At 65.5% G+C, this 23,748-nt stretch carries 16 protein-coding genes; 13 read left to right on the forward strand and 3 right to left on the reverse strand.

Annotated elements, in window-relative coordinates:
* Nucleotides 1-8 precede the first annotated feature (8 nt).
* The 13 genes from FRC98_RS04755 (at nt 9) to FRC98_RS04815 (ending at nt 15,087) form a co-directional block, all read left to right on the forward strand.
* Nucleotides 9-476, forward strand: a complete 468-nt coding sequence (locus FRC98_RS04755) for a type II secretion system protein GspG (protein ID WP_230467272.1) — start codon at nt 9-11, stop codon at nt 474-476.
* Between the two features lie 71 nt (nt 477-547).
* Nucleotides 548-1,207: a pilus assembly FimT family protein gene (locus FRC98_RS04760; RefSeq protein WP_230467273.1), complete on the forward strand. Its 660-nt coding sequence runs from the start codon at nt 548-550 to the stop codon at nt 1,205-1,207.
* Nucleotides 1,200-1,817 (forward strand): type IV pilus modification PilV family protein, encoded by a 618-nt coding sequence (locus tag FRC98_RS04765; RefSeq protein WP_146980155.1) that lies wholly within the window; start codon nt 1,200-1,202, stop codon nt 1,815-1,817. Before FRC98_RS04760 ends, FRC98_RS04765 begins: the two co-directional genes overlap by 8 nt.
* Before the next feature lie 14 nt (nt 1,818-1,831).
* Nucleotides 1,832-2,587 (forward strand): type II secretion system protein GspJ, encoded by a 756-nt coding sequence (locus tag FRC98_RS04770; RefSeq protein WP_230467367.1) that lies wholly within the window; start codon nt 1,832-1,834, stop codon nt 2,585-2,587.
* Nucleotide 2,588: 1 nt separating this feature from the next.
* Nucleotides 2,589-4,163: a type II secretion system protein GspK gene (locus FRC98_RS04775; RefSeq protein WP_146980156.1), complete on the forward strand. Its 1,575-nt coding sequence runs from the start codon at nt 2,589-2,591 to the stop codon at nt 4,161-4,163.
* A gap of 165 nt (nt 4,164-4,328) precedes the next feature.
* Entirely contained in the window at nt 4,329-6,074 is a 1,746-nt protein-coding gene (pilM, locus tag FRC98_RS04780) for a pilus assembly protein PilM (RefSeq protein ID WP_146980157.1), read from the forward strand.
* Nucleotides 6,075-6,090: 16 nt separating this feature from the next.
* A complete protein-coding gene (locus FRC98_RS04785; protein WP_146980158.1) occupies nt 6,091-6,705 on the forward strand; it encodes a type II secretion system protein M in 615 nt (204 codons plus the stop codon).
* Nucleotides 6,705-7,757: a type II secretion system protein GspN gene (gene gspN, locus FRC98_RS04790; RefSeq protein WP_146980159.1), complete on the forward strand. Its 1,053-nt coding sequence runs from the start codon at nt 6,705-6,707 to the stop codon at nt 7,755-7,757. Before FRC98_RS04785 ends, gspN begins: the two co-directional genes overlap by 1 nt.
* Before the next feature lie 145 nt (nt 7,758-7,902).
* Nucleotides 7,903-10,779, forward strand: a complete 2,877-nt coding sequence (gene uvrA / locus FRC98_RS04795; RefSeq protein WP_146980160.1) for an excinuclease ABC subunit UvrA — start codon at nt 7,903-7,905, stop codon at nt 10,777-10,779.
* Nucleotides 10,780-10,828: 49 nt separating this feature from the next.
* Nucleotides 10,829-11,551 carry a tRNA (5-methylaminomethyl-2-thiouridine)(34)-methyltransferase MnmC2 gene (gene mnmC2 / locus FRC98_RS04800; protein WP_230467274.1) on the forward strand — a complete coding sequence of 241 codons (723 nt, stop codon included), beginning with the start codon at nt 10,829-10,831 and terminating at the stop codon, nt 11,549-11,551.
* Between the two features lie 20 nt (nt 11,552-11,571).
* Nucleotides 11,572-12,687, forward strand: coding sequence for an NAD(P)/FAD-dependent oxidoreductase (locus FRC98_RS04805; RefSeq protein ID WP_230467275.1), 1,116 nt, complete (start codon nt 11,572-11,574; stop codon nt 12,685-12,687).
* 163 nt (nt 12,688-12,850) lie between these two features.
* Nucleotides 12,851-14,530, forward strand: coding sequence for a serine/threonine-protein kinase (locus FRC98_RS04810; protein WP_230467276.1), 1,680 nt, complete (start codon nt 12,851-12,853; stop codon nt 14,528-14,530).
* Nucleotides 14,530-15,087 carry a gamma carbonic anhydrase family protein gene (locus tag FRC98_RS04815; RefSeq protein ID WP_146980164.1) on the forward strand — a complete coding sequence of 186 codons (558 nt, stop codon included), beginning with the start codon at nt 14,530-14,532 and terminating at the stop codon, nt 15,085-15,087. Before FRC98_RS04810 ends, FRC98_RS04815 begins: the two co-directional genes overlap by 1 nt.
* 85 nt (nt 15,088-15,172) lie before the next feature.
* Here FRC98_RS04815 and FRC98_RS04820 read toward each other — a convergent pair whose 3' ends face one another.
* The 3 genes from FRC98_RS04820 to FRC98_RS04830 all read right to left on the reverse strand — a co-directional run bounded on the left by FRC98_RS04820 (nt 15,173) and on the right by FRC98_RS04830 (nt 23,700).
* On the reverse strand, nt 15,173-16,969 hold the full coding sequence (locus FRC98_RS04820; RefSeq protein ID WP_146980165.1) for a DOMON domain-containing protein: 1,797 nt from the start codon (nt 16,967-16,969) through the stop codon (nt 15,173-15,175).
* 114 nt (nt 16,970-17,083) lie between these two features.
* Nucleotides 17,084-19,798, reverse strand: a complete 2,715-nt coding sequence (gene mutS / locus FRC98_RS04825; protein ID WP_146980166.1) for a DNA mismatch repair protein MutS — start codon at nt 19,796-19,798, stop codon at nt 17,084-17,086.
* A 773-nt stretch (nt 19,799-20,571) separates the two neighbouring features.
* Entirely contained in the window at nt 20,572-23,700 is a 3,129-nt protein-coding gene (locus tag FRC98_RS04830) for an IPT/TIG domain-containing protein (RefSeq protein ID WP_146980167.1), read from the reverse strand.
* Nucleotides 23,701-23,748: the final 48 nt, after the last annotated feature.

A 23,748-nucleotide genomic window follows, 5' to 3' on the forward strand; every position in this document is an offset into this window, starting at 1 on the left:
GCATCATCATGAACACGAGACGCCGACAGGATGAGGTGGTTCGGGCGCTGGCCGGCGTGACGTCGGCGCGTGGGATGGTGCCGGTGCCGACCATGATGGTGGTCGGCTTCATCGCGGCTGTCTTCCTGGGCTTCGCCGGTGTGTTCGTGTTCGGCGCGATGTGCTCCAGACCTCCTGAACGCGACGCGTATCGCGAGATTAGGCAGCTCAGGCAGCTAGTGAACACCTTCTACCTGACGAGCTCACCGAACCGCCTGCCCAACGAGCTCGACGAGCTGACGCAAGGAGCGGCGCCGCTGACCAAAAACATTTTCCCCGACCCCTGGGGTAATCCCTACATCTACCACATTAAGGGTGAGCGTGAGTTTGAGATCTATAGTGCCGGGCGAGATGGCAAGGCAGGCACCGAAGATGATGTGTGTGCTGACCACCTTTTTTGTCAGGACGCCCAAGAGCACAGCCAGGAGATGAGATGATCAAAACGCGAGCACATCGCACGGCCAGGGAGACCCAAGGATCGGGTGCCAGGCGTCGCGGTGCGCGCGGGATGACGCTCATCGAGATCCTGGTGGTGCTGATGATCGTGGCCGGTCTGATGGGGGCGGGCATCTCGATGATGGGCGCGCTGACCAAAAGTCAGCTTCGCGAGGAGGCGATGCGGCTGACCTCGGTGATCAAGTACGCCTACAACCAGGCGGCGCTCAACAACACGCAGTACCGGTTGGTGCTCAACCTGGAGACGGGGGAGTATTTTACCGAGATGACCGAAGCGCCGGTGGTCGCCGAGCAGCCCGATGAGGATGCGTTTGCCGAGGGGCTGCTTCCGGAGGAGGCGCGCGAGCTGGAGGAGCAGCATCGCCAGAACAAGCGCTCGCTCTTTGATAAGAGTGAGGACGATCCTTTCGGCATCAGCCAGCGCGTGGGCTATGAGCGCGCCGAGGAAGCGGTGGTCAAGCTCACCGAGCTTCGTAACGGGGTGAGCTTTGAGAGTGTGCGCCTGGCGGGGCGAGAGCAGCCGCTGACCCAGGGTCGCGCCGCGCTGCGTTTTTTCCCCAACGGGTTTCAGCAGGAGGCGGTCGTAGTGCTGCGAGACGATGAGGGCTCGCGCATCAGCCTTGTGACGGAACCTCTGACGGGTCGGGTGAAGATCTACAGTGGGGATTGGGAGCCCGACCGCGACTTTGGCGAGGAGGAGCGCGATGATTAAGTCATGGCGGAGAGCTCAGCAGCGGGGCTTTACCCTGGTGGAGCTTTTGATCGCGCTGGCGATCCTGGCCTCCACGCTCACCATTTTAATGGGCACGGTCTCGCAGAGCGGACAGCAGTCGATTTATGCAAGCCGGCTGACCAACGCCAGCCTGCTGGCGCGCAGCAAGATGACCGATCTTGAGTACGTGCTGATGGAGGAGGGGTTTAGTATCAGCGACCGGCAGTTCTCGGGGGATTTTTCCGACGAGGGCTATCCCGAGATGCGCTGGGAGGCGACGGTGGAGCCGGTGGAGATTCCGCCGGAGATCGAAGAAGAGTTCATGGCGCAGGTCAACAGCCAGCTCTTCGGCGGCACCGACCAGCAGCAGGGGGCGATGCAGGGGAACGCCGCATTCAGCGCGGCGCTGCCGATGCTCATGGCGCAGATCCCGGTCTTCGTGAACCAGGTTGGCGAGCGTGTGCGGCGCATCAACCTGCGGGTGTACTTCGATTATATGGGGCGAGAGCAGCATATCGAGGTGGCGCAGTACGTGGTGGATCTGGAGGATAATGACTTCCAGATGTTCGGGACGCCCGACGAGTTCTCGATGGACGAGGGGGGGCGATGAGCCGGCTGCGCGTGATGCCACATCGAGCCGGGTTTACGCTCATTGAGGTGATGATCACGCTGGCGATCCTCGCCGGCCTGACGGCGCTGACCTGGGTGAGCGTCTCGCAGATCTTTGTGACGCGCGATGCGGTCGACGAGCGTTTTGAGCGCTACCAGCTTGTGCGTCTGGCGATGAACCGGATGGCCAATGAGATCGCCCAGGCCTATGTGGCCGGGCCGCAGCATGGCGGCGAGATCATCCCGGGCGAAGAGGTGCTCTACGAGGGGGAGGAGGAGCAGCTGGCGATGCAGCGTCGCGAGCCGATGCAGTTCGGGATGATCGGTCGCGAGGATGAGCTCAGCTTTACAGCGTTTGCCCATGTGCGGGTGCTCGAAGATGAGAAGGCCAGCCACCACACCCAGATTGGCTACGAGGTGCGCCGCGAGGTCAATGAGGAGGGGGATGTGGTCAACCGCCTGGTGCGCCGCTCCCACACGGCCTTTGTCGACGACATCTTAAGCGGCGGGGTCGTGCATACGATGATCCCGGAGGTGGAGTCGGTGGAGTTTGAGTACTGGGATCCGGGACCTGTGGAGATCGGCACCGCGCGCGAAGTCGCCCAGGGGCGTTGGGTGAGCGAGTGGGATACGACCCGTCGCGATCACGCCGGGCGGCTTCCCACCCGGGTGCGCATCACGCTGACGATGCCGCCGGTGGGCCCGCGGGGGCAGCCCGAGGTGTTCACCACCCAGGTCACCCTGGGGATGACCGAGCTGCTGGAGTACTGAGATGCTACGAGCGATCGCGACCCTAACCCGAGAGCTGCTCGATGTGCTCGACCGTCCGGTGGCCTCGCCACTGGAGGGGCGTCCGCGTGGGGTGGCGCTGATGGTGGTGCTGATCACGCTGGCGATCTTGTCGACGGCGGTGGTGGAGTTTGCCTACAGCGCGCGTGTGAACACGGCGATGGCGACCAATGAGCGCGACAAGCTCAAGAGCTACTACCTGGCCAAGAGCGGGATGAACCTCTCGCGGCTTTTGCTCAGCTTTCAGTACGCGCTGCAGGATGAGTCCCGTCAGACCGACGATGAGATGGGACAGATGATCGGGCGGGCGATGCGCCGCAGCAACTTCCAGCTCTACCAGTATATGGACATCTTGCTGGGGCCCTTTAACTCGGGGCGAGTGGAGATTCCGCTGGCGAGCATCGACTTGAGCGCGATGGGGGTGAACGGTTTTGGGGAGTTCACCGGCAACTTCGATGTGGAGGTGACCCCGGAGGAGGGGCGCATCGACATCAACAGCTTTGCCGACGAGGAGGTCGACGAGGGCGACCTGATGCTCTTGTGCGCGATGATGCTCGATACGCGCTACGACTCGATCTTTGAGGTCAAAGACGAGAATGGCGAGACGATGGACCGCGCCCGGGTGATGGGCCGGTTGATCGACTTTGTGGATCTGGATGAGGAGCAGATCTCGCTTGGCGATGACTGCACCATTGAGGGGAGCGGCGGCGATGAGCAGCGCCCCTACGATCGGGATGACTCGGAGATCGAGCCCCGCAACGCCCGGCTCACCCACGTCGAGGAGATGTACCGGATCATGGGGGTCAGTGAGACTTTTATGGAGGTCTTTGGCGAAGCGTTCACCGTATACGGCGTGAACCGGCCCAACCCCAATGTGGCGAGTTTTCCGGTCTTTTACGCAATCCTCTGCCAGAACCTGGAGTTGGAGGGCGTTGACAGCCAGGGCCAGGGGCTCGGCAGCCTCTGTGCCAACAACCCCACGGTGAGCCAGCAGGTGATGTACTTTGCGATGGCGCTCGACGGGGTGCGGGCCTTCTTTGAGAACCCGCTCTCGATGTTCATGGCCTATGTGGGCTCCAGTGAGAGTCGGCTTTTGCCCTCCGCCGAGGTGGGTCAGCCGGTGGCGTACCTGCGGGTGAGCCAGCTTCCGGAGTACATCGACGATTTTAAAGAAAACCCCCAGATCATGGCGCAGTTCATCAGCTACTCGCCGACCTACCAGCTGATGGTGATGGAGAACCCGCAGCTGGCCATTGAGCCGCTGGCGCCGGCGTTTCCGGCATGGCTGGTTTCGTTTAATCGGCAGGGGTTGATGCGCTCGATCTCGACGAACCAGTCGACGATCTACCGGATCACGAGCACCGGGACCTACGGTAGCTCGAAGGCGGAGATCGAGGCGGTGGTCGACTTTGGCAAAACCCAGCGGCGCACCCCGGATGAGCGACTTCTGGAGGAGCAGGAAGACGATAGCGAGGAGGTCAGCGAGCTGCGCACGGCGCTCAGAGAACAGCGCGAAGAGATGGCGCGCGGACGCGTGTTGTACTGGAGGTTGCGATAGTGCACTTAGAAGCGCCGCAGTGATGCGCGGCGCTTGATGCGAGGCCGGCCGGATGCCGGTGAGCGCAGACAACCCGACGGCTTTAAGGCTGCCCGGGATTGAGACTTAAGACGGTGAAACGAGGCCGTGGCGCGAGAGGCGCGGCGGCTTTCGGGAGATGCATAGATGGCGAATCGAATTGTAGGACTGGATATTGGGGCGTGGGCGATCAAGGCGGTCGCTCTGGATACGCTTCAGCGTCCGGTGGAGATTGTGGGCTATGCCGAGGTGCGGCTGGCGGAGCTCGCCACGCTCGCCAGGGCCCCGGAGCCGGTGGAAGAGACGGCGCTGGAGGAGGTTGAGGCGTCCGGCGACGACGCCGACGCGGCCGGGGATGCCGGCGCGGAAGGGGGCGATGAGGCGGCAGACGGTGGCGACTTTGAAGAGGCGCCTGAGTCGGCGGAGGTCGAGGAGCAGGTGGTGCGCGAGCCCTGGGTGCGGGGCATCGAGCAGCTTGTGGAGCAGGGCTTCTTCGAGGGGGTGAGCCGCGTTGTGGCGACGATGCCCAATGGCGAGGCAATGACCTTGCGGCTGGGCGTGCCCTTTGAAGGCAAGGCGCAGGTGGCGTCTGTGCTGCCGCACCTCTTGATGGGCAGCCTGCCGATGCCTTTGCAGCGGGTCACCTACGACTTTGAGGTGATGCCGGGGCGCGGCGAGGAGCCCTTTGATGCGCTGGTGGGCTTTGTGGAGAGCGAGCGCCTGGCGGGGCTGCTGGGCTCGATGCAGGCCGTGGGGGTGGACCCGGCGGTGGTGGGCATCTCGGAGCTCGCGCTGCGTCAGGCGGCCGAGCGCGCGATGATGCTGCAGAGCGAGAGCTTTGCGGTGATCGACTTTGGCCACGCCCACACTCGTCTTTTGATTCAGGATGGCGAGCGCACGGTGGTGGCGCGCTCGATCAAGCAGGGCGGTCAGGCGCTGAGTGAGGTGCTCGCTGAGAGCTTTAATTTGAGCCTGGAGGATGCCGACCGGCTTAAAGTTCAGCGGGCGCGCCTGGACGTGGAGAGCGACGCGGCCGACCCGGCGGTGGCGCGCGTGGGGCAGGTGGCAAAAGAGGTGCTCGGGCCGCTGGTGCGCGATCTTCGTCGCACCTTTCAGTCGGCCTATGCGCGCGACCGGGTGCAGGTGGAGACGATCTTTATCTGCGGCGGTGCCAGCCGTCTGCAGGGGCTTAAACCCCACCTGGAGCGGGAGTTTGGCGTGGCGGTGGTGCCGCTGAGCGTGGAGCTCACGGTGGCCGATGAAGCGGCAGTGAGCTTTGGCGCGCGCCAGCCCGAGGCGATGGTGGCGCTGGGTGCCGCCTTGCTGAGCGTGCGCGAGAAGGGGCAGGCCGATCCGGTCAACCTGCGCCAGGGGCCTTTTGAGTTTCGCGGAAAGTCGAGCTACGTGCGGGCACAGCTTGTGCGCCTGGGCATCGCCGCCGCGGCGCTGGTGGTGTTGGGGCTGGGCGTGCTCCTGATGCAGCGCCTCGACCAGAGCGCGCAGCTCGAAGCGATGAAAGAAGCCACCGCCGAGCAGACGCAGGCCCTCTTCGGGGAGCGTTTGACCTCGCCAGCCGCCATCCGCGCTCGTCTGGGCGGTGCGGCCGGCCCGGAGCGGGGCTTTGTGCCCTTAAAGAGCGCCTACGAGCTGCTCAGCCTTGTGACCGAGGGCACCGCCGATGTGGAGGAGCTCAAGCTCGATCGCATCGACATTGATACCGACCGCAAGCTCATTCAGATGGTCGGCGTGACCGACTCGCCACAGTCGGTTGACCAGATCGCCGCCTCGCTGGAGCGTGAGGAGTGTTTGAGCGACGCGCGCAAAGAGAAGGTGACGGTGCAGGGCGATAACCGCGTCCAGTTTGAGATTCACGTGACCAGCGACTGCTCGTAAGGGCCAGGGAAGATCGATGAGTGAAGAAGGTAAAGACGGCCAGAAGAAGAGTCTGGCCGAGACGATCGCCGGGCTCTCCGAGCGCGAACGTAAGCTCTTGATGCTGATGTTTGCGACCTTTGCGGTGCTGGGGATCTTTGTGACGGTGATGCTGGTGCAGCGCTCCCTGGACACGATCGAGTCTGAGACCCAGACCTACGAAGATGTGCTCAACCTGCTGGCAACCGCCGGGCCGGATTATCTGGCCCAGGAGGCCGGCGGGGCTGTGGATCCGCGGGTGGAGCGTTTTAGCGAAGAGGTGCTCGATAACAACACCGTGCAGCTCACAAGCCTTGTTGCTACGCACGCCACCGCGGCCAACATCTCGGTGTCGAGCTACGATGAGGATCAGAGCCCGATCGGCAGCTCGCGGGGCGATGACGGGGGACCGATCATCGTGGAGCGGCTCTTGAGGGTGGATATTCGTCGCGCCGAGATGAACGCGCTGGTCGACCTGCTCGACCGCATTGAGAAGAGCGATGATCCGGTGATCATCAAGCGCATCGACGTGCGCTCGGTGGGCGGAGAGGGGCAGGTTCGTGCGCAGCTGGTGGTCTCGACCTACCAGCGCCGTGCCCAGGAGGAGAGCTGATGCGAGAGCGACTGTCCGAGTTGTGGGAGCGCCCGTCCTTCCGCGTGTTGGCCTATGTGGTGTTTGCGGTGGCGATGTTTGGCATCTTCCTGGTGCTGACGTTTCCGGAGCGGCGCGTGCGCCAGATTGTGACGGTGCAGCTGGAGAAGGCGCTGGGCCATCAGTACGACGTCTCGATCACGGAGCTGGGCCTGTGGCGATTGACCGGCGCGCAGCTGGAAGGCGTGCAGCTCAAAGAGCGGGTGCCGGCCTCCGAGCTCATCGGGGCGGAAGGGGGGCTTGCGCAGCAGATCTATGTGGAGCGGATCTCGGCGCGATTTGCGCCCCTGGGAAGCCTGCTGCGCCGCGGTGCGACGGTGAACTACCAGGTGGATATCGGCGGTGGGGTGCTTAGCGGCAGCTACACCCATGGCAGTGAGCGGCGCCTTGTGAGCGTGCATAGCGACGATCTGGATCTTCGTCAGTCGACGCTGATCGCGTCATTTCTGGGGATCCCGGTCTTCGGGCAGCTCGACACCGATGTGGAGCTCGAGCTGCACCCGACGCGTCCGCTTCTGACCGGCGGGGAGATCGCGCTGACCGGGCGCCAGTTTACCGTGGGGCCGACGGTGCTGCGCACCGAGAGCCTGCCGGTGGACCTGGAGGTGCCGATGACCAACTTTGGCAACATCGTGGTGCGCGCGCATGTGGAGAGCCCCGAGGGCGGTGGCACGCCGCGTCTTGTGATCGACGCGTTTGAGACGCGCGGCCGCGACATTAACACCGAGTTCTGGGGGCATGTGGATCTGGGCGCGCAGATGGGCAACAGCCGCCCGCGCCTGGAGATGCGCCTGCAGGTCAATGAGGAGTACGTCACGGCCAACAGCCTGGGCGTGGTCTTCAACATGACGGAGTTCCGTAACGGGCGTCATCAGGACTGGTACGGCTTTACGCTGGGCGGCACGTTTAACGACATCGCGTTTCGGGGGGCGGCGACCGCCGCGCGGGGGCCGAGTGAGGCGGCGGAGCCCGCCGATGATGGCGAGGCCGAGGCCGACGAAGACGAGGGCTGATGCGGCGATGGCGCTCCGGGGTGTGAGGGAATTCGCACCCGGAGCGCGGCGTTGCTCGCCAGGTACCACCCGCGGCGTGTGAAGGCGCGACGTGCGCGGTGACATACTCCCCCACACCCTGATTGTCCCCCACGAAGTAGGTGTTATGGAGCAGTCCGCATCCTCGGGCTTGAAGCTGCCCCTGATTCGTCGTGACCAGAAAGAGATCGCGGTCAACGGCGCCCGTGAACACAACCTCAAAAACCTCGACCTGACGCTTCCCAAGCGCAAGCTGGTGGTGTTCACCGGCCCCAGCGGCTCGGGTAAGTCGTCGATGGCCTTTGATACCCTCTATGCCGAGGGCAGGCGACGTTATGTCGAGAGTCTGTCGACCTACGCGCGGCAGTTTCTGGGGCAGATCGAGAAGCCGGATTTTGATCAGATCACGGGGTTGAGCCCGACGATCTCGATCGAGCAGAAGACCACCGGCAGCAACCCCCGCTCGACCGTGGGCACCATCACCGAGGTGCACGATCACCTGCGCGTGCTCTGGGCTCGCCTCGGTGAGCAGCGCTGCCATAGGTGCGATGAGCCGGTGAGCGCGATGAGCGCGCAGGCGATCGCCGCCCAGCTCATCGAGCTTCCGCGGGGCACGAAGTTCATGCTGCTCGCGCCCCTGGTGCGCAACCGTAAGGGGGAGTACCGCGAGCTTTTTGATGCGCTGCGCAAGCAGGGCTTTGTGCGGGTGCGCGTCGACGGGGAGTTTGTGGAGCTCGACGGGCTGGAGAAGCTCAAGAAGAGCTACCGCCACGATATCGACGTGGTGGTCGACCGGCTCATCGCCAAGCCCGAGGCGGCCTCGCGCATTCAGGAGAGCGTGGACCGGGCGGTGCATGTCGGCGAGGGCAAGTGCCTGGCGCTGGCGCCGGAGGGGCAGGAGATCGAGTGGAAGGAGCGGCTCTTTAGCACCGAGCGCAGCTGCTCGAGCTGCGGGACGGCGTTTCCGGAGCTGACCCACCAGAGCTTTTCGTTCAACAGCCCGCTGGGGATGTGTCGCGGGTGCCAGGGCATCGGGTCGACGCCCCAGGTCGATCGCGGGTTGCTGGTGATCGACGACACCAAAAGCCTCTCAGAAGGGGTGATCGAGGCGATCGGTCCCGAGCCTGTGCCTGGCGGGCGCAAGTGGCGCTGGCATGCGGAGGTGGCCGACTTCTGGTTCGATCTGGCGGTGATCGCCAGAGCCCGAAAGATCGATCTGGCGAAGCCCTGGGCAAAGCTCAGTGGGGCGCAGCGCGCTGTGGTGCTCGAGGGGCCCGGGGAGGGGGCAAAAGGCTTTAAGGGGGTGGTGGGCTTTGTGGAGCACGCCTTTGAGCATGCGTCGAGCAAGGGGGCGCGCGACTTCTTTGGCGAGTTTATGGGGGAGCAGACCTGCCCGACGTGTCAGGGGCGCAGGCTGCGTCCGGAGAGTCGGGCAGTGTTTTTCCGCGGGGAGTCGCTGGCGGAGATCAACGAGCTGGATATCGACCAGGCGCGCGCGTTTTTTGAGGGGATTGAGCTCAAAGATCGCGAGGCGTTGATCGCCGAGGAGCTTCTTGGCGAGATTCGCCGCCGGTTGCGATTTTTGCAGGACGTGGGGCTCTCGTACCTGACGCTCAACCGCCCGGCGGGGAGTCTGTCGGGGGGGGAGAGCCAGCGCATTCGCCTGGCGAGCCAGCTGGGCAGTGAGCTCAGCGGGGTGCTCTACGTGCTTGATGAGCCGAGCATCGGGTTGCATCAGCGCGACCATAACCGGCTGCTGAGCACGCTGGAGGAGCTTCGGGACGCGGGCAACTCCGTGATCGTGGTCGAGCACGACCGCGAGACGATGGAGCGGGCCGACCTTGTAGTGGATTTTGGGCCGGGGGCCGGTCGCCTGGGTGGCGAGATCGTGGCGGTGGGAACCCCGGAGGAGATCCGCCAGACCGAGGGCAGTGTGACTGGCGATTACCTCTCGGGTCGCAAAAAGCTCGGGTGGCCCGAACGGCGTCGGGAGCCCGGTGAGGGCATCTGGATTCGCGGGGCGAGGGAGAACAACCTCAAGGGTGTGGACGTGCACATCCCTTCGCGCGCGTTTGTGTGTGTGACGGGGGTGTCGGGGGCGGGCAAGAGCACGCTGGTCAACGACATCCTCTTTCCGGCGATTGCACGAAAGGTGTATTTCAAGCACCGCTCGGTGGGGGAGCACGAGAGCATCGAGGGGTTGGATCGCTACGATAAGGTCATCGAGATCGACCAGAGCCCGATCGGGCGTACGCCGCGCAGCAATCCGGCGACTTACACCAAGGTCTTTGATCATATCCGCGGCTTCTTTGCGGAGCTGCCCGAGTCGAAGATGTACGGCTTTGAGGCCGGGCGTTTTTCGTTCAACGTCACCGGCGGGCGCTGTGAGGCGTGTTCGGGGGCGGGTGTGAACCGGGTGGAGATGAGTTTTCTGGCGGATGTGTACGTGCCCTGCAACCTGTGTCTGGGCAAACGTTTTAACGCCTCGACCCTGCGCGTGCGCTACCGAGGGAACTCGATTGCCGATGTGCTGGAGATGACGATCGCCGAGGCCGCCGAGCTCTTTGAGGCCCACCCCAAGATCCGCCGCATTCTGCAGACGCTGCTCGATGTGGGGCTCGATTATATGAAGCTCGGCCAGGCCTCACCGACCCTCTCGGGCGGCGAAGCGCAGCGGGTGAAGTTGAGCCGGGAGCTCGCCAAGATCGCCACCGGCGACACCCTCTACATTCTCGATGAGCCGAGCACGGGGCTGCATTTTGAGGATATTCGCAAGCTGCTCAAGGTCGTCGATCAGCTCGTCGATGCCGGCAACACCGTGGTGATGATCGAGCATAATACCGACATCATCGCGTACGCCGACCACGTGATTGATGTGGGCCCCGAGGGCGGTGTCGATGGCGGACAGATCGTGGCTCAGGGCACCCCGGAGGAGGTCGCGAAGGTCAAAGGCTCGTACACGGGCAAGTTCCTGGCGGAGCTTTTTGATGAGGCGGCGCGCTGATCTTTTTGGTTCGGGTATTTCAATGAAGTCAAAGGGTTATGGTGGTTCGGTGAACCCCGAGGTCGAGGTCTTTGAGACGGCGGACGGCTCAATGACCCTGGTGGATGTGGCGCGCGGGGTGCATTACCGCTCGCGCCACGGGGCGGTGCAGGAGTCGCGGCACGTCTTTGTGGAGGGGAGCGGCCTTGTCGGCCGCACGGGCACCTGGCGAGTGTTGGAGCTGGGCTTTGGCGCAGCGGTGAACCTTGTGGAGACGGTGCGGGCGTTTCGGGAACGCGAGGCGGCCACGCGCCTTGTGTACCATACGGTGGACTGGCGTCCGGTGGGGCCTGAGGCGCTCACGTTTCATGATGGCGAGGGCGGGGAGCTTGCCCGGGCGGTGGCATTGAAGACGCAGGGGAGCGCTGGCGAGGCGGCGCGGGTGGTTTCTGATGATGGGCGCATTGAGGTGGTGCTGCACGCGATGGCCTGGGAGGAGGTGGTGCTGGAGCCTGGCGAGCAGGTCGACGCGATCTACCACGATCCTTTTGCCAAAGAGGTGAACCCACAAGCCTGGACCCCAACGTGTTTTGCGTGGTCGCGGGCCTGGGCTGCGCCGCACGCGCGGCTAACGACCTATTCGGCGGCCACGGCGGTGCGTAAGGCGATGGAAGAGGCCGGCTGGGTGGTCTGGCGGGCGAAGGGGCCGGGACGAAAACGGGAGATGACCGTGGCGACGCTGCAGGATGCTGCGGTGGAGCTGCCGGGCTTAAAACGCTGGGGGCAGGGGTGAGCCAGGTCGACGAACTCGGGTTGAATGACGCGATCGCGGTGGTGGGCGCGGGCATTGCGGGGCTTTCGCTGGTCGATGCGCTGCTGGAACGGGGGATGCGGCCCTCGGAGTTGATCGTGATCGATGCGGGCGATCCGCATCGGGGCTCCAACGCGCCGGCCACCGTGTTGCACCCTTTTGCCGGGCGCACGATGGCGCCTGGCGAGGAGCACTGGCGGGCGTTTTTAAAGAGCTGGGAGACGCTAAAGCGCTGGTGTGCGCGCGAGGATGAGCCGCTGTGGCGGCCCGCGCCGATGATGCGGTTGATGGAGGGCGATAAGCTCAGCGCGAAGCTCGAAGAGAGCTGGGAGGAGGGGCGCGCGCGCTATCCCGAGGTCGTAAAGAGCCGGCGGGTGGAGGGCGATGAGAGTGTGCGGCTTTTGCCGAGTTGGCAGGGCGCTCCGGCGCTTGTGTATGAGCCGGCCGCGGCGGTGGATTTGCCCGGGCTGTGTGCGGCGCTTTTAAAGCGTGCGAAAGAGCGGGGCGTGCGGGTGGTGCAGGGGGAGGTTGCGGATCTTCGGGGAGGTGAGGAGGGCTGGGTCATCGGCTTTGCAGGCGGAGCGCCGGCGCTGCGGGTTGCCCGGGTGGTGCTCGCCACCGGTGCGGCGCTCGGCGCGCTGCTCGGGGAGGCCGATCTGCGGGAGCGTCCCGGTGAGGTGGGGGTGTGGGAGGCGACCGGGCCGCTGGAAGATCTCAACGTGATGATCAACAGCGCCGCCAACCTCTTCGAGCGCCCCGATGGGCGCGTGGGGGTGGGCTCGACCTACCTCAAACGCGAGGGCTGGCGAGAGCGCGAGGACGCCGAGGCCGATCGGGAGCTTCGCGAGAAGATGGCCGCCGCACTCGGTGGGGCCGACCCGGGCACTGCCCTTGAGATATGGCGCGGGGTGCGGGGCATCTACGGCAGCGACCACCGCCCGCTGGTGGGGCCGGTGGCTGGCGAGCGCGAGCTTTTTGTGATGGCCGGCTTTGGCTCCAAGGGGCTGACCTGGGCGCCGGCGATGGGGCAGGTGCTGGCGGCGCATCTTCTGGAGGGGGCGGCGATCTGGGATGTGGTCGACGCCAGGCGCGCGCGGCGTATGCGCCTACGTGCGTAAGTTCAAAGCCAGCCTCACCCCCCCAACCTCCACCTTGCGCGGGCTCTTCTCGCTGCGTTAAGCTCGCCGCGATTGGCCTACCAGCATGCAGCGTCGGGGTTTTGGTGCCTGGCGAGGCAGACACTGTGGCGCGCGGACGCGGCGCCCGAACTTCGGGAGCATTATGAGCGGTGAAGAGACGCTAACGCTGAGCGATATCCTCGACGACCTGGTGCTCGTGATGGGGACCGTCGCCGAGCAGCTCGCGCTGAACGGGAGCGCAAGCTACGACGCGATCTCCGGGGAGGTGGGGCGAAGTTTAAGCCTGCACCTTCTGAGTTATGTGCGCTTTCTGGAGCAGAGCGGGCGGATGACCTACGACCGCATCAGCGACCAGCTGCGGGTGACCGCCACTGGCGACGCCGCTCTGGATGCGCCGGCGACGATGCGCGCGGAGGCCGCCGCGGCGTTTGGCGAGCATATCAGCGAGGAGGAGGCCGAGTCGGAGAGCGTGGGGCGAGATACGCTCGGGGGCGATGATGAGGTCGCCGACGTGTTTGCCGATGTGTTTAATGAGGTGGATGAGGCGTTTTCAGCGTCCGAGCCTGCTGAAGAACCCGCGCCCAAGGCGGTTACGCCCGCGTATGAGCCCCAACCTGAGAGCAGCTTTGAGGCGGCCCCGGCCGCCAGCGAACCCAACATGAGCACGACGACCAGCGAATACGGTGGAGGATCAGTGAGTCAGGCCTACGAACGACACGAAGAGCTGGGTAGCGGTGGTATTGGCACGGTGTATCGCGGCGAACAGGTGCGCCTGAAGCGGCCGGTGGCGATTAAGGAGGTCCGCGAGATCTTCAATGTGTTTGCCGGCGTGCAGCGCGGCGACATCCTGCGCCGCTTTGAGCAGATCGTGCAGACGCAGGCCTCGCTTATGCACCCCAATATCGTGCAGATCGTCGATGTGGTCACCGATGGGGAGTACCCCTTCGTGGTCATGCAGCTTGCGCCCGGCGGCAACCTTCGCCGGCTTATTGAGGTCGACGAGCGCCCGCCGCTGGCCGTGGCGCTCAAATACTTTTTGCAGATTCTGCACGCGCTCAATGCTGCCCACGATCAAGGGGTGGTGCACGGCTCGCTTAAGCCCGAAAACGTGGTGCTCGACCACAGCGGCAACGCGCTTCTGACCGACTTCGGCATCAGCCGGGTTGTGGAGCGCGAGGGCGGCCGTGGCAACCAGGTTTATGTGGGCGTGGGCACCGTGGCGTACATGAGCCCGGAGCAGTTCCAGGACCCGAACCTGGCGACGGTGCGCAGCGACATCTACTCGCTGGGCATCATGTTCTACGAGATGCTCACTGGCAAAGTGCCCGGGCGCCGCTCTCCGATGCCTTCGAGCTTCTTCCCGGACATCCCGCGCGCGCTCGACGATATTTTCGATCATATGTCGATGGACCGCGAAGAAGACCGCTACGAGCGCGTCGATCAGATCATCGCGGATCTCTATGCGGCGGAAGATGTGATGTCGATTCTCGACAAGCGCAGCGGGGTGCTCTTTTTGCGCGACCCGCTCAAGTACGGAGAAGTCGGCATTGAGGGCGTGGCCGCGCAGCCTGCGGTCGAAGCGCCCGCAGCCATGTCGATGGGCGGTGGGCTGAGCGAGGCGATCAGCGACGCGATCGACGAGGAGGTCGTGGGGCTCTCGGAGGACTCTTCGAGCGTGGGTGAGGAAGATTCCAGCGTGTCGGAGGAGTTTGAGATCCCCGAGGATGAGGCCGACTCCGAGGTGGAGGAGGTTGCCGCCGAGGGCGATGACGATGTGCTCGGCAAGCTCGATAAATACGGCGCGCTCTTTGAGGAGGACTGATGACTGCACCCAGACTGCTGGACTTTGAGGGGACCTTTCCGCGGCTGGACTCCGGGGTATTTGTGGCAGCCGGGGCCAAAGTCATCGGGGAGGTGCAAGTGGGGGCGGATTCCAGCGTCTGGTACAACGCGGTGGTGCGCGGAGACGTCTGCCCGATCACGATCGGGGAGCGCACCAACATTCAGGACCTCTCGATGGTGCACGTGACCAGCGGGCAGTTCCCCACCGTCATCGGCGATGACGTGACGGTGGGGCACCGCGCGATCGTGCATGGCTGCACCATCGGCAACCGGGTGCTGGTGGGGATGGGCGCGATTGTGCTCGACGGGGCGGTGATCGAAGACGAGTGCATCATCGCCGCCGGGGCGCTGGTGACCCCGGGAACGCACGTGCCCGCAGGCTCCATGGTCATGGGCGCGCCGGGCAAGGTGGTGCGCGCGTTGAGCCCGGCGGAGCGCGCTGATCTTCTACGCTCGGCGGCCCACTACGTGCAGATGGCCAGGCGCCACGGCGGCCCCACCACCCAGATGGGTGGCATTGGAGCTAGCACGCCCTGAGCCCACGTTGACGGTCACCCTTGCCTCACGGCGTCTGGGGCATGCCCTGACGCCTTTCCGGGTGGCAGGGCTAAGTGATTGAAACTCAGGGGGATTTCGGCGTGGGGATGAGGCCTAAGCGGTTGCCGACCTGCAGGATCTTAAAGCCCTCAATGCTGTCAAAGCCGGTGGAGGCGCGGCAGCGGGGGTGATTGCTCAAGAGATAACGCTCAAAGCGGTGGTCCCGGGGAGCCCAGTTTTTGACGTGGGGGATGCGCTCGAAGCCGCGGGAGACGGTGTTGCAGCCTTCCAGAAAGCCCGAGCAGCTCTGGGTGTCGATCTCTTCGATCTCGCAGATATCGTAACCTTCGACCTGGTCGAGGTTGGCGAGGTAGACGCGGCTCGACGCGGCCACGCGCGAGGTGGCGGTGGCCTCTTCGCGGCGAAGCTGCACATCACCGATGTAGGGGGAGGGCGCGCGCGGGTCGACAAAGGCGATGCCGGCACGGTGGTTGCGCTGGCGAGGCAGGTCGTGGCGCATCTGCCAGCCCACCGCCCAGAGCGAGGCGTCGACGACGTTCAGCGGCAGAAGCGAGAAGTCGCGGTAGAGGGGGCGCTCGCCAGCCGGCTCAAAGGGACACTGGTTCAGGGCTTCATTAAAGACCTCAAAGCTCTGGGTGATGCGCCACATCTCTTCGTCTTCGGGGCGCAGGTTCGCCCAGACGAGCTGGGTGGTGGCGTTGTCGGCGCAGCCGCCGGGCGCAGGCGCGCTGCCGCAGAGGACGAGCGCGACGCGGTTGTTGCGGCCGCGGTCTTCGTAGACCTCCACAAGCCACATCTCCTGATCGGCGCCGGTGCAGATGCGCGGCAGGGGTTCTTTGTCGACGACCTGGCCTGCGACCTGGCGCAGATCTTCGATGACCTGCCAGTTCTGCGGGATGTACTCAAAGGGCTGGAAGCTCCATCCCTGCTCGCTTCTGCGCCAGGCTCCCAGCGCGTCGAAGCGCGGCGGGCCCTGCTCCGGGGCGATTCTGGGGAGCAGGCCGCCGGTCTCATAGATGGCGAAGCGGGGGGCGTCGTCGCGGGTCTGCGGCAGCATGCTCAGCTGCTTCTCGTGGCGAGTGACGGCCGGATCGTCGGTGTCGAGGAGATCGATGCGAAAGGCGATCTCGTTGAGCGGCATGGTGGTGATGTAGGGGAGCGCTTCGAGCGCGAGAGCGGCCTCAATGACGTAGCCCCCCTGGGAGGGGCGCGAGCTGGCGAGGGCCGCGCCCTCGGGCAGCGGCGTGGAGGAGCGGTAGTTGGCGAGCTGGCCAAAGGCGTTGATGGCGATAGCGGCGTCGGCGCGCATATCGAGTGCGCGGCGCATGCTCTCGGGAAGCGAGCTGAGCAGGGTGTCGAGCTCGGGGTCGCGCAGCGAGATCACCACCCCGTCGAGGAGATCCTGGGGGTGGGAGTCGACGATCTGGTCGTCGCGCACCTCGATCCAGAAGTAAAGGTAGCCCTCATCTGCATCGAGGGTGGCTTTGAAGCTCGCGTCGTCGGGGCCGCTCCAGCGGGTGGTGCCCTCGACGAGGTTCTGGCGCGCATCAAAGGTGCGCAGGCCGCTCAAGTCCCAGCCCTCGGGCGCGGCGTCGATGGTTCGCCCGGGTTGGCCTGCGGCCTCCGGGACCATGTAGAGCTCCTCGGGGCCTGCGGCGGGGCGCTCCACGGCGCGGCGAGGGGCGTCGGTGGGGGCGTCGAGGATATCGGTCTTCTGGCGCTCGGAGGCGGCCATGGCGAAGGGATCGACTTCGACCTTTTGCGAAGAGCCGCAGGCGGCCAGGAGCAGGCCTGTGCCCAGGGTCAAAAGGGCGCGGCGGTCGCAGGGGAGGTTCAGCGAGCGAAAGATCGAGGGGGTCATCAGCGGGCCCGGGGCATCGTTGCAAAACTACCGTTGCAAACATCAGGTCGTCGGTTCTGAGGCGACTCTAGCAGCCGGCTCGCCGCGGGTTCAACGCTCGCAGGCGTCGCGCCTTCAAGCGTCCCGCAGGCGGGCGATGAGCGTGTGCAGGGTGTTGAGCGCCTCGATCGGGGTGAGGGCGTCGGGGTTGAGCTCGGCCAGGTGCTCGAGCACCTCGCGCTCTTCGGGGGCCATCGCGGGGGTGGCGGCGGCAAAGAGGGTGAGCTGGTTGGGGTTGTGGCGGCGCGTGGGCTCGACAGGGGCGCCCGGGGTGCGTCCGGGGGTGGGAAGGCCCATCTCGTCGAACTGGCCCGCCTCAAGGTTCTCAAGCACGCGGGTGGCGCGCTCGACGACCGCCGGGGGCAGGCCCGCCAGGCGGCCGACCTGCACGCCGTAGGAGCGGTTGGCCTGCCCTTCGACGAGTTTGCGCAAAAAGATGATGTCTTCCTGCCACTCCTTGACGGCGACGCTTAAGTTGATGACGCCGTCGAGGGTGCGCGTGAGCTCGGTGAGCTCGTGGTAATGGGTGGCGAACATGGTGCGCGCGCCGATGACGTCATGCAGGTGCTCGGCCACCGCCCAGGCGATCGAGAGGCCGTCGAAGGTGGCGGTGCCGCGGCCGATCTCGTCGAGGATGATCAGCGAGCGATCGGTGGCGTTGTTGAGGATGTGCGCCGTCTCGGTCATCTCGACCATGAAGGTGGATTGACCGCGCGCCAGGTTGTCGCTGGCGCCGACGCGGCTAAAGAGCTTGTCGACCACGCCGATCTGCGCGCTTTTTGCGGGCACAAAACTGCCCATCTGAGCAAGCAGGGTGATCAGCGCCACCTGGCGGATGATGGTGGATTTACCGGCCATGTTGGGGCCGGTGATGATGAGCAGGCGGCCCGCGGCGCTGTCGATGGTCACCGAGTTGGGGACAAAGCGCTCGCCAGCAGCCAGCGTGGTTTCGACGACGGGGTGGCGGCCGTCTTCGATCTTGAGCAGCGTGCCCTCATCGAGGGTGGGGCGCACGTAATCGCGGCGTTGGGCGAGCTCGGCGAGGCCGCTGAGGACGTCGAGATCGGCCAGGCCATCGGCGCTGTGCAAGAGGCGCCCCAGGTGTTCGCCGACCTCGCGACGAAGCTGCTCAAAGAGCTGGTATTCAAGCGATTTGCGGCGCTCGTCGGCGCCCAGGATGCGCTCCTCCTGCTCTTTGAGCTCGGGCACAAAATAGCGCTCGGCGTTGGCGAGCGTCTGCTTGCGGATGTAGCGATCGGGCACCAGGTCGAGGTTCGCGCGGGTGACCTCGATGTAATAGCCAAAGACCTTGTTGAACTTGACCTTGAGGCTGGAGATGCCGCTGCGCTCGCGCTCCTCGCGCTCAAAGCGCAGCATCCAGTCTTTGCCGTTGTGGGAGAGGTCGAGGAGCTCGTCGAGCTCCGGGTGGTAGCCCATCTTAAAGAGGCCGCCCTCGGTGAGTTGGGTGGGGGGCCCGTCGACGAGCGCGCGTTCGATATGCGCGCAGAGCTCGGCGCAGGGGTCGAGGCCATCGGCCAGGCGCTGGAGCAGGGCGGGGGCTTCGGCGGGGATGAGCGCGGTGATGCCGGGGATCAGCGCGAGCGTGCCCTGGAGGCTCTTTAAGTCGCGGGCATTGGCCGTGCCGGCGCTGACCCGGCCGCAGAGGCGCTCAATATCGTAGACCTCGTCGAGGGCCTGGCGAAGATCGGCGCGCAGGGCGGGATTTCGCACCAGGAACTCGACGGCGTCGAGGCGGTCGGAGATGCGGGCGGGATCGACGAGCGGGTAGTTGAGCCAGTGGCGCAGGCGTCGCCCACCCATCGCCGTCATGGTGCGGTCGATGATGCTCAGGAGGCTTCCCGAGCGTTTGCCGCCCATCAGCGTCTGGGTCAGCTCGAGGTTGGCCTTGGTGGACTCGTCGATCACCAGAAAAGACTGGGCGCGGTAGGGGCTCAAACGCTGGATCACCGAGCTGACCCCGCGCTGGGTGTCGATCAGGTAGTTGAGCAGCGCGCTGATGGCGCCCTCGATCAGGGTGGGGGTCATGAAGCCAAAGTCGCGGGCGGTTTTAAAGAAGCCCTCGACCTGCTCGGCGCTCAGAAAGTAGCCGTCGGTGCTCAGGTCGTCGGCCAGGCGCACGCCGTCGCCCTGGCGGGCGCGCAGGGCGTCGGGCTCAAAATACTCCGGGTCGCGGGGGCGCATAAAGACTTTGCCCAGGCGCTCGGCGTGGGGCTCCAAAAGCGCAAGGCCCGCCTCGCTGAGCAAGAGCTCTTTGGCCTCGGCGCGATCGAGCTCCGAGAGCAGCTCGCCCAACCCCTTGAGCTCGGTGGCCCGAAAGTCCCCGGTGGTCACGTCGAGGTAGGCCAGTCCCACCACCGAGTCGGCTGTGGGTTGGTCGGGAAAATAGGCCGCCGCCAGGTAATTGGGGGCGCGGGCATCCAGGTTCTCGGTGTCGTGCTGGACCCCGGGGGTGACCACGCGCACCACGTCGCGTTTGACGATGCCGTCGGCGTCTTTCGGATCCTGGATCTGCTCGCAGATCGCTACCGAAAACCCCTTTTCGATGAGCTGCGTGATATAGGTCTGCGAGGAGTGATAGGGCATGCCCGCCATGGGCACGGCGTCTTCGCCCTTGGTGCGCGCGGTCAGCGTCAGGCCCACCTCGCGCGAGACGACCTGGGCGTCTTCGAAAAACATCTCGTAAAAGTCGCCCAGCCTGAAAAACAGGATCGCGTCGGGGTAGCGGGCTTTGACGTCGAGATATTGTTGCAGCATCGGCGTCAGCTTCATCGAATCACTCTATTCAGGGGTCACTCTCGGGGGGCTCGAAGGGCGCGGCACCATAGCAAGGGCGTCGCAAAAGTCACAACCCGGGCGAGGGAGGATCGCAGGGGTGGATTCGTGTGGGCCGTTTTGGGTTCGCGTTTTGTGGTTGGGTGGTTGTGGGGCGTTGGGGTGCGCGATGTTGGGAGATTTGTGGTCAGGTGGTTGTGGGGCGTTGGGGTGCGCGATGTTGGGGGATTCGTGTGGGCCGTTTTGGGTTCGCGTTTTGTGGTTGGGTGGTTGTGGGGCGTTGGGGTGAGCGATGTTGGGAGATTTGTCGTCAGGTGGTTGTGGGGCGTTGGGGGGGGGCGGATGGGTCGAAATCCACTAAAAGCCGGGGCGAAGGCATCGTCGATGCGCCCGGATCGCGTTCTGGCAGACGCAAAGGGATGGGCTGTTGCAAAATGCCACGGTGGGGGTGGGGTGATTTTGATGCCATGTTGCAAAATGCCACGGTGGGGGTGGGGTGATTTTGATGCCATGTTGCAAAATACCACGGTGGGGGTGGGGTGATTTCGATGCCATGTTGCAAAATGCCACGGTGGGGGTGGGGTGGTTTTGATGCACTGTGCCAGATTGTCGCGTTTTAGGAGAATCGGGGGGATGGGCGCTCGGACCGGAGCTGGCGAGTCGCGAACATAAAAGAGGCCGCCCGACTCCAGGAGAGGAGGGGGCGGCCCGGTGAGGGTGTGGTCTTGTGGGCAGGTGCCATCGTCACGACGACCCATATGTGAAAAAAATTACTCGTCGCTCAGCCGGAGCTCCCAGGTGTTGACCGAGAAGGCCGCCCAGCGGTCGCTGCTGAAGTCGGCGTAGCTGAAACGATCGAAATCAAAATCATCGATGCGCAGGCCGTAGGCGACCACGTAGAGGGTGCCGGGCTGGTAGGGATCGGGGCGCTCGTCGGCGGGCAGATCGGAGAAGTCGGGGAGCTCGGGGAGCTGCACGACGCGCTCGTGTCCGGGGATGACGAAGGTCCACACGGGCAGGCCCTGTGCGTTGCGGGCGATGATGTAGAAAAGATCGGGCTCGGCCACGCCGTCGAGGCCCAGGCGCAGCTTGCCGTCGGTGACGAGGCCGCCGGAGGCCGGTGAGACCGGGCGGGGGATGGCGACCAGGGGAGGAGAGGTGGTGCTGGTGGCCGAGGGGGAGATGTTTTCGAGCGCGACCTGGGAGTAGGGCACCCCGCCGGAGCGGTAGGAGCCGGTGAGCACGGCGTAGCTGATGCCCTCCAACACACCCTCGGCCGCCGGGAAGCCTTCCAGGCGGATGAGGCTCTCAAGGGTGGTGCGGTCGCCCGGGAGACGCACAAAACCCTCGTAACCAAGGTCCAGGTAGCCGATGGCGCGGTTGGTGTTGGGGCCATCTGGCGAGTAGATGGGGTCGACGAGCTGCACCGCAAGCTCGCGGTTAAGGGGGATGTCGCACTCCAGGTCGATCTCGAGCTGCTGGCCGTCGGCGACGAAGAGGTAGCGCTCAATGCCCATGAAGAGGGGGGTGAAGGTCTCGGTCGCCTGATCGAAGTGGCCGCAGACGGCTACCAGCGCCATATCGCCGGTGCGGGTGGTGATCTGGAAGCGTCCCTCACCGCCGCCGATCGAGCTGAGCAGGCCGGGGTTGATGGTGGGGCCGGTCATTGAGGTCTGGGTGGTGCGCACGCGGGTGAGGTTGACGTTAAGCGAGCTGTCGATGTCGCTGTCTTTGCCGGTGACGCGCACCTCCCCGCTGATGATGCCGATCGGCGGGTAGTAGCCCCCGCCGCCTTCGCCCTCGGCGGGCTCGATGGGGCTTAAGATGAGCGTGATGTTCTCGGCGTCGACCTGGTGGGTGGTGACGGTGGAGAAGGTCGGGGCGGTGGCCGTGATGACCTGGGGGCCGAGCACGTCGGGGCCCGAGAGGGTGAGCTGGCCAAAGCCGTTGGTGCGGCCCTGGTAAGGCGTCTCGGCGCGGGTGGAGAGCATCACGAAGGCGTCGGCGATGGGCTGGCCGTCGAGGGTTAAGATGGTGATGTTGACCGCGCCGTCGATGGGCGCGCCGCTGGCGCCGCCGAAGGTGCTCAAGGGGTTGAAGTAGGTGTAGGGGTAAGGCGCCTCGACCGGCTGGCCCTCGACGCGAAGATCGAGCTCCTGCGGCCCGGCGGTGTTCGCCGGGGTGCGGAAGGTCAGGGTGTTGGGGCCGGCGCGCTCGAGCTCCTCGACGGGGCGACCGCCCAGGGTCAGTTCGACATCCCCCTCAAAGCCCTGGCCCTGCAGGGTGACGAAGGTGTTGCCGGCGATGGCGCCGCGGGTCGGGTAAAAGGACCAGATCTGGGGCTCGCCAATAAATCGGTAAGCGTCGGGGAGGGTGGAGGTGCGCTGGCCCTGGCGCACGCGCACATCGACCACCGAGGGCGCTGCGGCCGGGGTGGTGACTTCCAGGGTGGAGCTGTCGATGAGGGTGAAGGCCGCGGCCACGCCGCCAAAGTCGACCGACGTGACCTGCTCGAGGCCTTCGCCCCGAAGTTCCACCACCTCGCCACCTTCGGCGCTGCCCTCGGGCGGGGTGATGCTCTCAAGGCTGAGCGTGGGGAGGTAGTCAAAGGCGTCGGGCAGAGTGTCGATGAGCGTTCCGCCCTGATGGAGCGTCACGTCGACCGGGCCCGGGGTGCCGGGGGGCGTCTGCACCAGCGCGTGGGTGGGGCCGGCGGTCAGGATCGTTGCGGGCTGGCCGCCAAAGCGCAGCTCGGCACCGGGGGCGTCGAGCCCGCGGGCCGCCATGCTCACAAGGGTGCCGCCGGCGGCGTCGCCGCGCGCCGGGGAGAGGCCGAGCAGCGAGGGGGCTGTGCCGTCGTCATAATAATAAGCGTCGGCCAGAAAGTCGGCGCTGTGTTCGCTGAGGATCTGAATGTCTGCCGGACCGGCAGCGCTGGCCGCCGGGGTGCGCACCTGCACGGAGCCGCCGCTGACGTTGATGGACTCGATGGTGGCCGGGCGGCCGTCGAAGCTCACCTCGGTGTCGTCGGTGAGCCCGTCGGCGGTGATCGTGACCAGCTGGCCACCGGCGGTGGGGCCACTGGCCGGTGAGACCGAGGTGATCGCGAGCTCTTCGAAGTAGGTCAGCGCGTCGTCAAAGCTCGCCCGGGTGTCCGGGCCGATGAGCTCGACGCTGGCAGCACCGGGGGGGTGGGGCGGGGCGATAAAGCGCAGAAGTTCATCGGAGATCACCGTGACGCGGGGGGAGGAGCGCTGGCCGACGTTGATCGCGAGCTCGGAGGTGAAGCCCCGGCCGCGGGCGGTGATCTCGATGCCGCCGGTGCTCGGCAGCACGCTGGGGCTGAAGCTCTCCACCTGCAGGGGGTCGGCGTAGGTGAAGCCGTTGATGAGCTCGACGGAGTCGCCCTCCAGGTTGAAGGCGCGCACGGTCACCGGGCCCGTCGAGGAGGCCGGTGGCGTGGAGGCCACGAGCTGGCCGCCTTCAAAGCGGGTCTCCAGAGGTTCGTCGTCAAAAAAGATCTGGGTTTCCGGGTTGAGTCCGCTCCCTTCAAAGCGCACCGGGGTGTTGCCGGCGGTGGGGCCGCGGGCGGGGACCACCGCGTTGAGCGCGAGCTCGTCGTCGAAGTCGAAGTCGCCTGTGTCTTCGGGCGGAGGCCTGCGGCCGCTGTCGTCCTCGGCGTCGGCCGAGTCGGTGTCGTCGATGGGGTCGGCATCGCCGGCGTCGCGGTCGGTGTCGGGCTGAAAGGTGTCGGTCGGGTCGTCGATGGGATCGGGGTCGACTTCAACGCCGCAGGCCGAGGCCCAGACCATCACGCTCAGAAGGATGCTCAGGAGCATCAGCGGTCGCCGCGCGCGGGGGCGGCGAGTGGAGGCATGAGGTTGGGGGGATGTCAGCACGGTGACTCCTTGGGGATCGCTCCATGGGGGGGAGGGCCAGGCAGCTCT

This window comes from Lujinxingia vulgaris (genome assembly GCF_007997015.1).
Lineage (GTDB): Bacteria > Myxococcota_A > Bradymonadia > Bradymonadales > Bradymonadaceae > Lujinxingia > Lujinxingia vulgaris.

What these genes read in the sequence shown, in the direction of transcription:
- FRC98_RS04755 (WP_230467272.1), top strand. Translation starts at nt 9, where the DNA reads ATGAACACGAGACGCCGACAGGATGAGGTGGTTCGGGCGCTGGCCGGC.
- FRC98_RS04760 (WP_230467273.1), top strand. Translation starts at nt 548, where the DNA reads ATGACGCTCATCGAGATCCTGGTGGTGCTGATGATCGTGGCCGGTCTG.
- FRC98_RS04765 (WP_146980155.1), top strand. Translation starts at nt 1,200, where the DNA reads ATGATTAAGTCATGGCGGAGAGCTCAGCAGCGGGGCTTTACCCTGGTG.
- FRC98_RS04770 (WP_230467367.1), top strand. Translation starts at nt 1,832, where the DNA reads ATGCCACATCGAGCCGGGTTTACGCTCATTGAGGTGATGATCACGCTG.
- FRC98_RS04775 (WP_146980156.1), top strand. Translation starts at nt 2,589, where the DNA reads ATGCTACGAGCGATCGCGACCCTAACCCGAGAGCTGCTCGATGTGCTC.
- pilM (WP_146980157.1), top strand. Translation starts at nt 4,329, where the DNA reads ATGGCGAATCGAATTGTAGGACTGGATATTGGGGCGTGGGCGATCAAG.
- FRC98_RS04785 (WP_146980158.1), top strand. Translation starts at nt 6,091, where the DNA reads ATGAGTGAAGAAGGTAAAGACGGCCAGAAGAAGAGTCTGGCCGAGACG.
- gspN (WP_146980159.1), top strand. Translation starts at nt 6,705, where the DNA reads ATGCGAGAGCGACTGTCCGAGTTGTGGGAGCGCCCGTCCTTCCGCGTG.
- uvrA (WP_146980160.1), top strand. Translation starts at nt 7,903, where the DNA reads ATGGAGCAGTCCGCATCCTCGGGCTTGAAGCTGCCCCTGATTCGTCGT.
- FRC98_RS04810 (WP_230467276.1), top strand. Translation starts at nt 12,851, where the DNA reads ATGAGCGGTGAAGAGACGCTAACGCTGAGCGATATCCTCGACGACCTG.
- FRC98_RS04815 (WP_146980164.1), top strand. Translation starts at nt 14,530, where the DNA reads ATGACTGCACCCAGACTGCTGGACTTTGAGGGGACCTTTCCGCGGCTG.
- FRC98_RS04820 (WP_146980165.1), bottom strand. Translation starts at nt 16,969, where the DNA reads ATGACCCCCTCGATCTTTCGCTCGCTGAACCTCCCCTGCGACCGCCGC.
- mutS (WP_146980166.1), bottom strand. Translation starts at nt 19,798, where the DNA reads ATGAAGCTGACGCCGATGCTGCAACAATATCTCGACGTCAAAGCCCGC.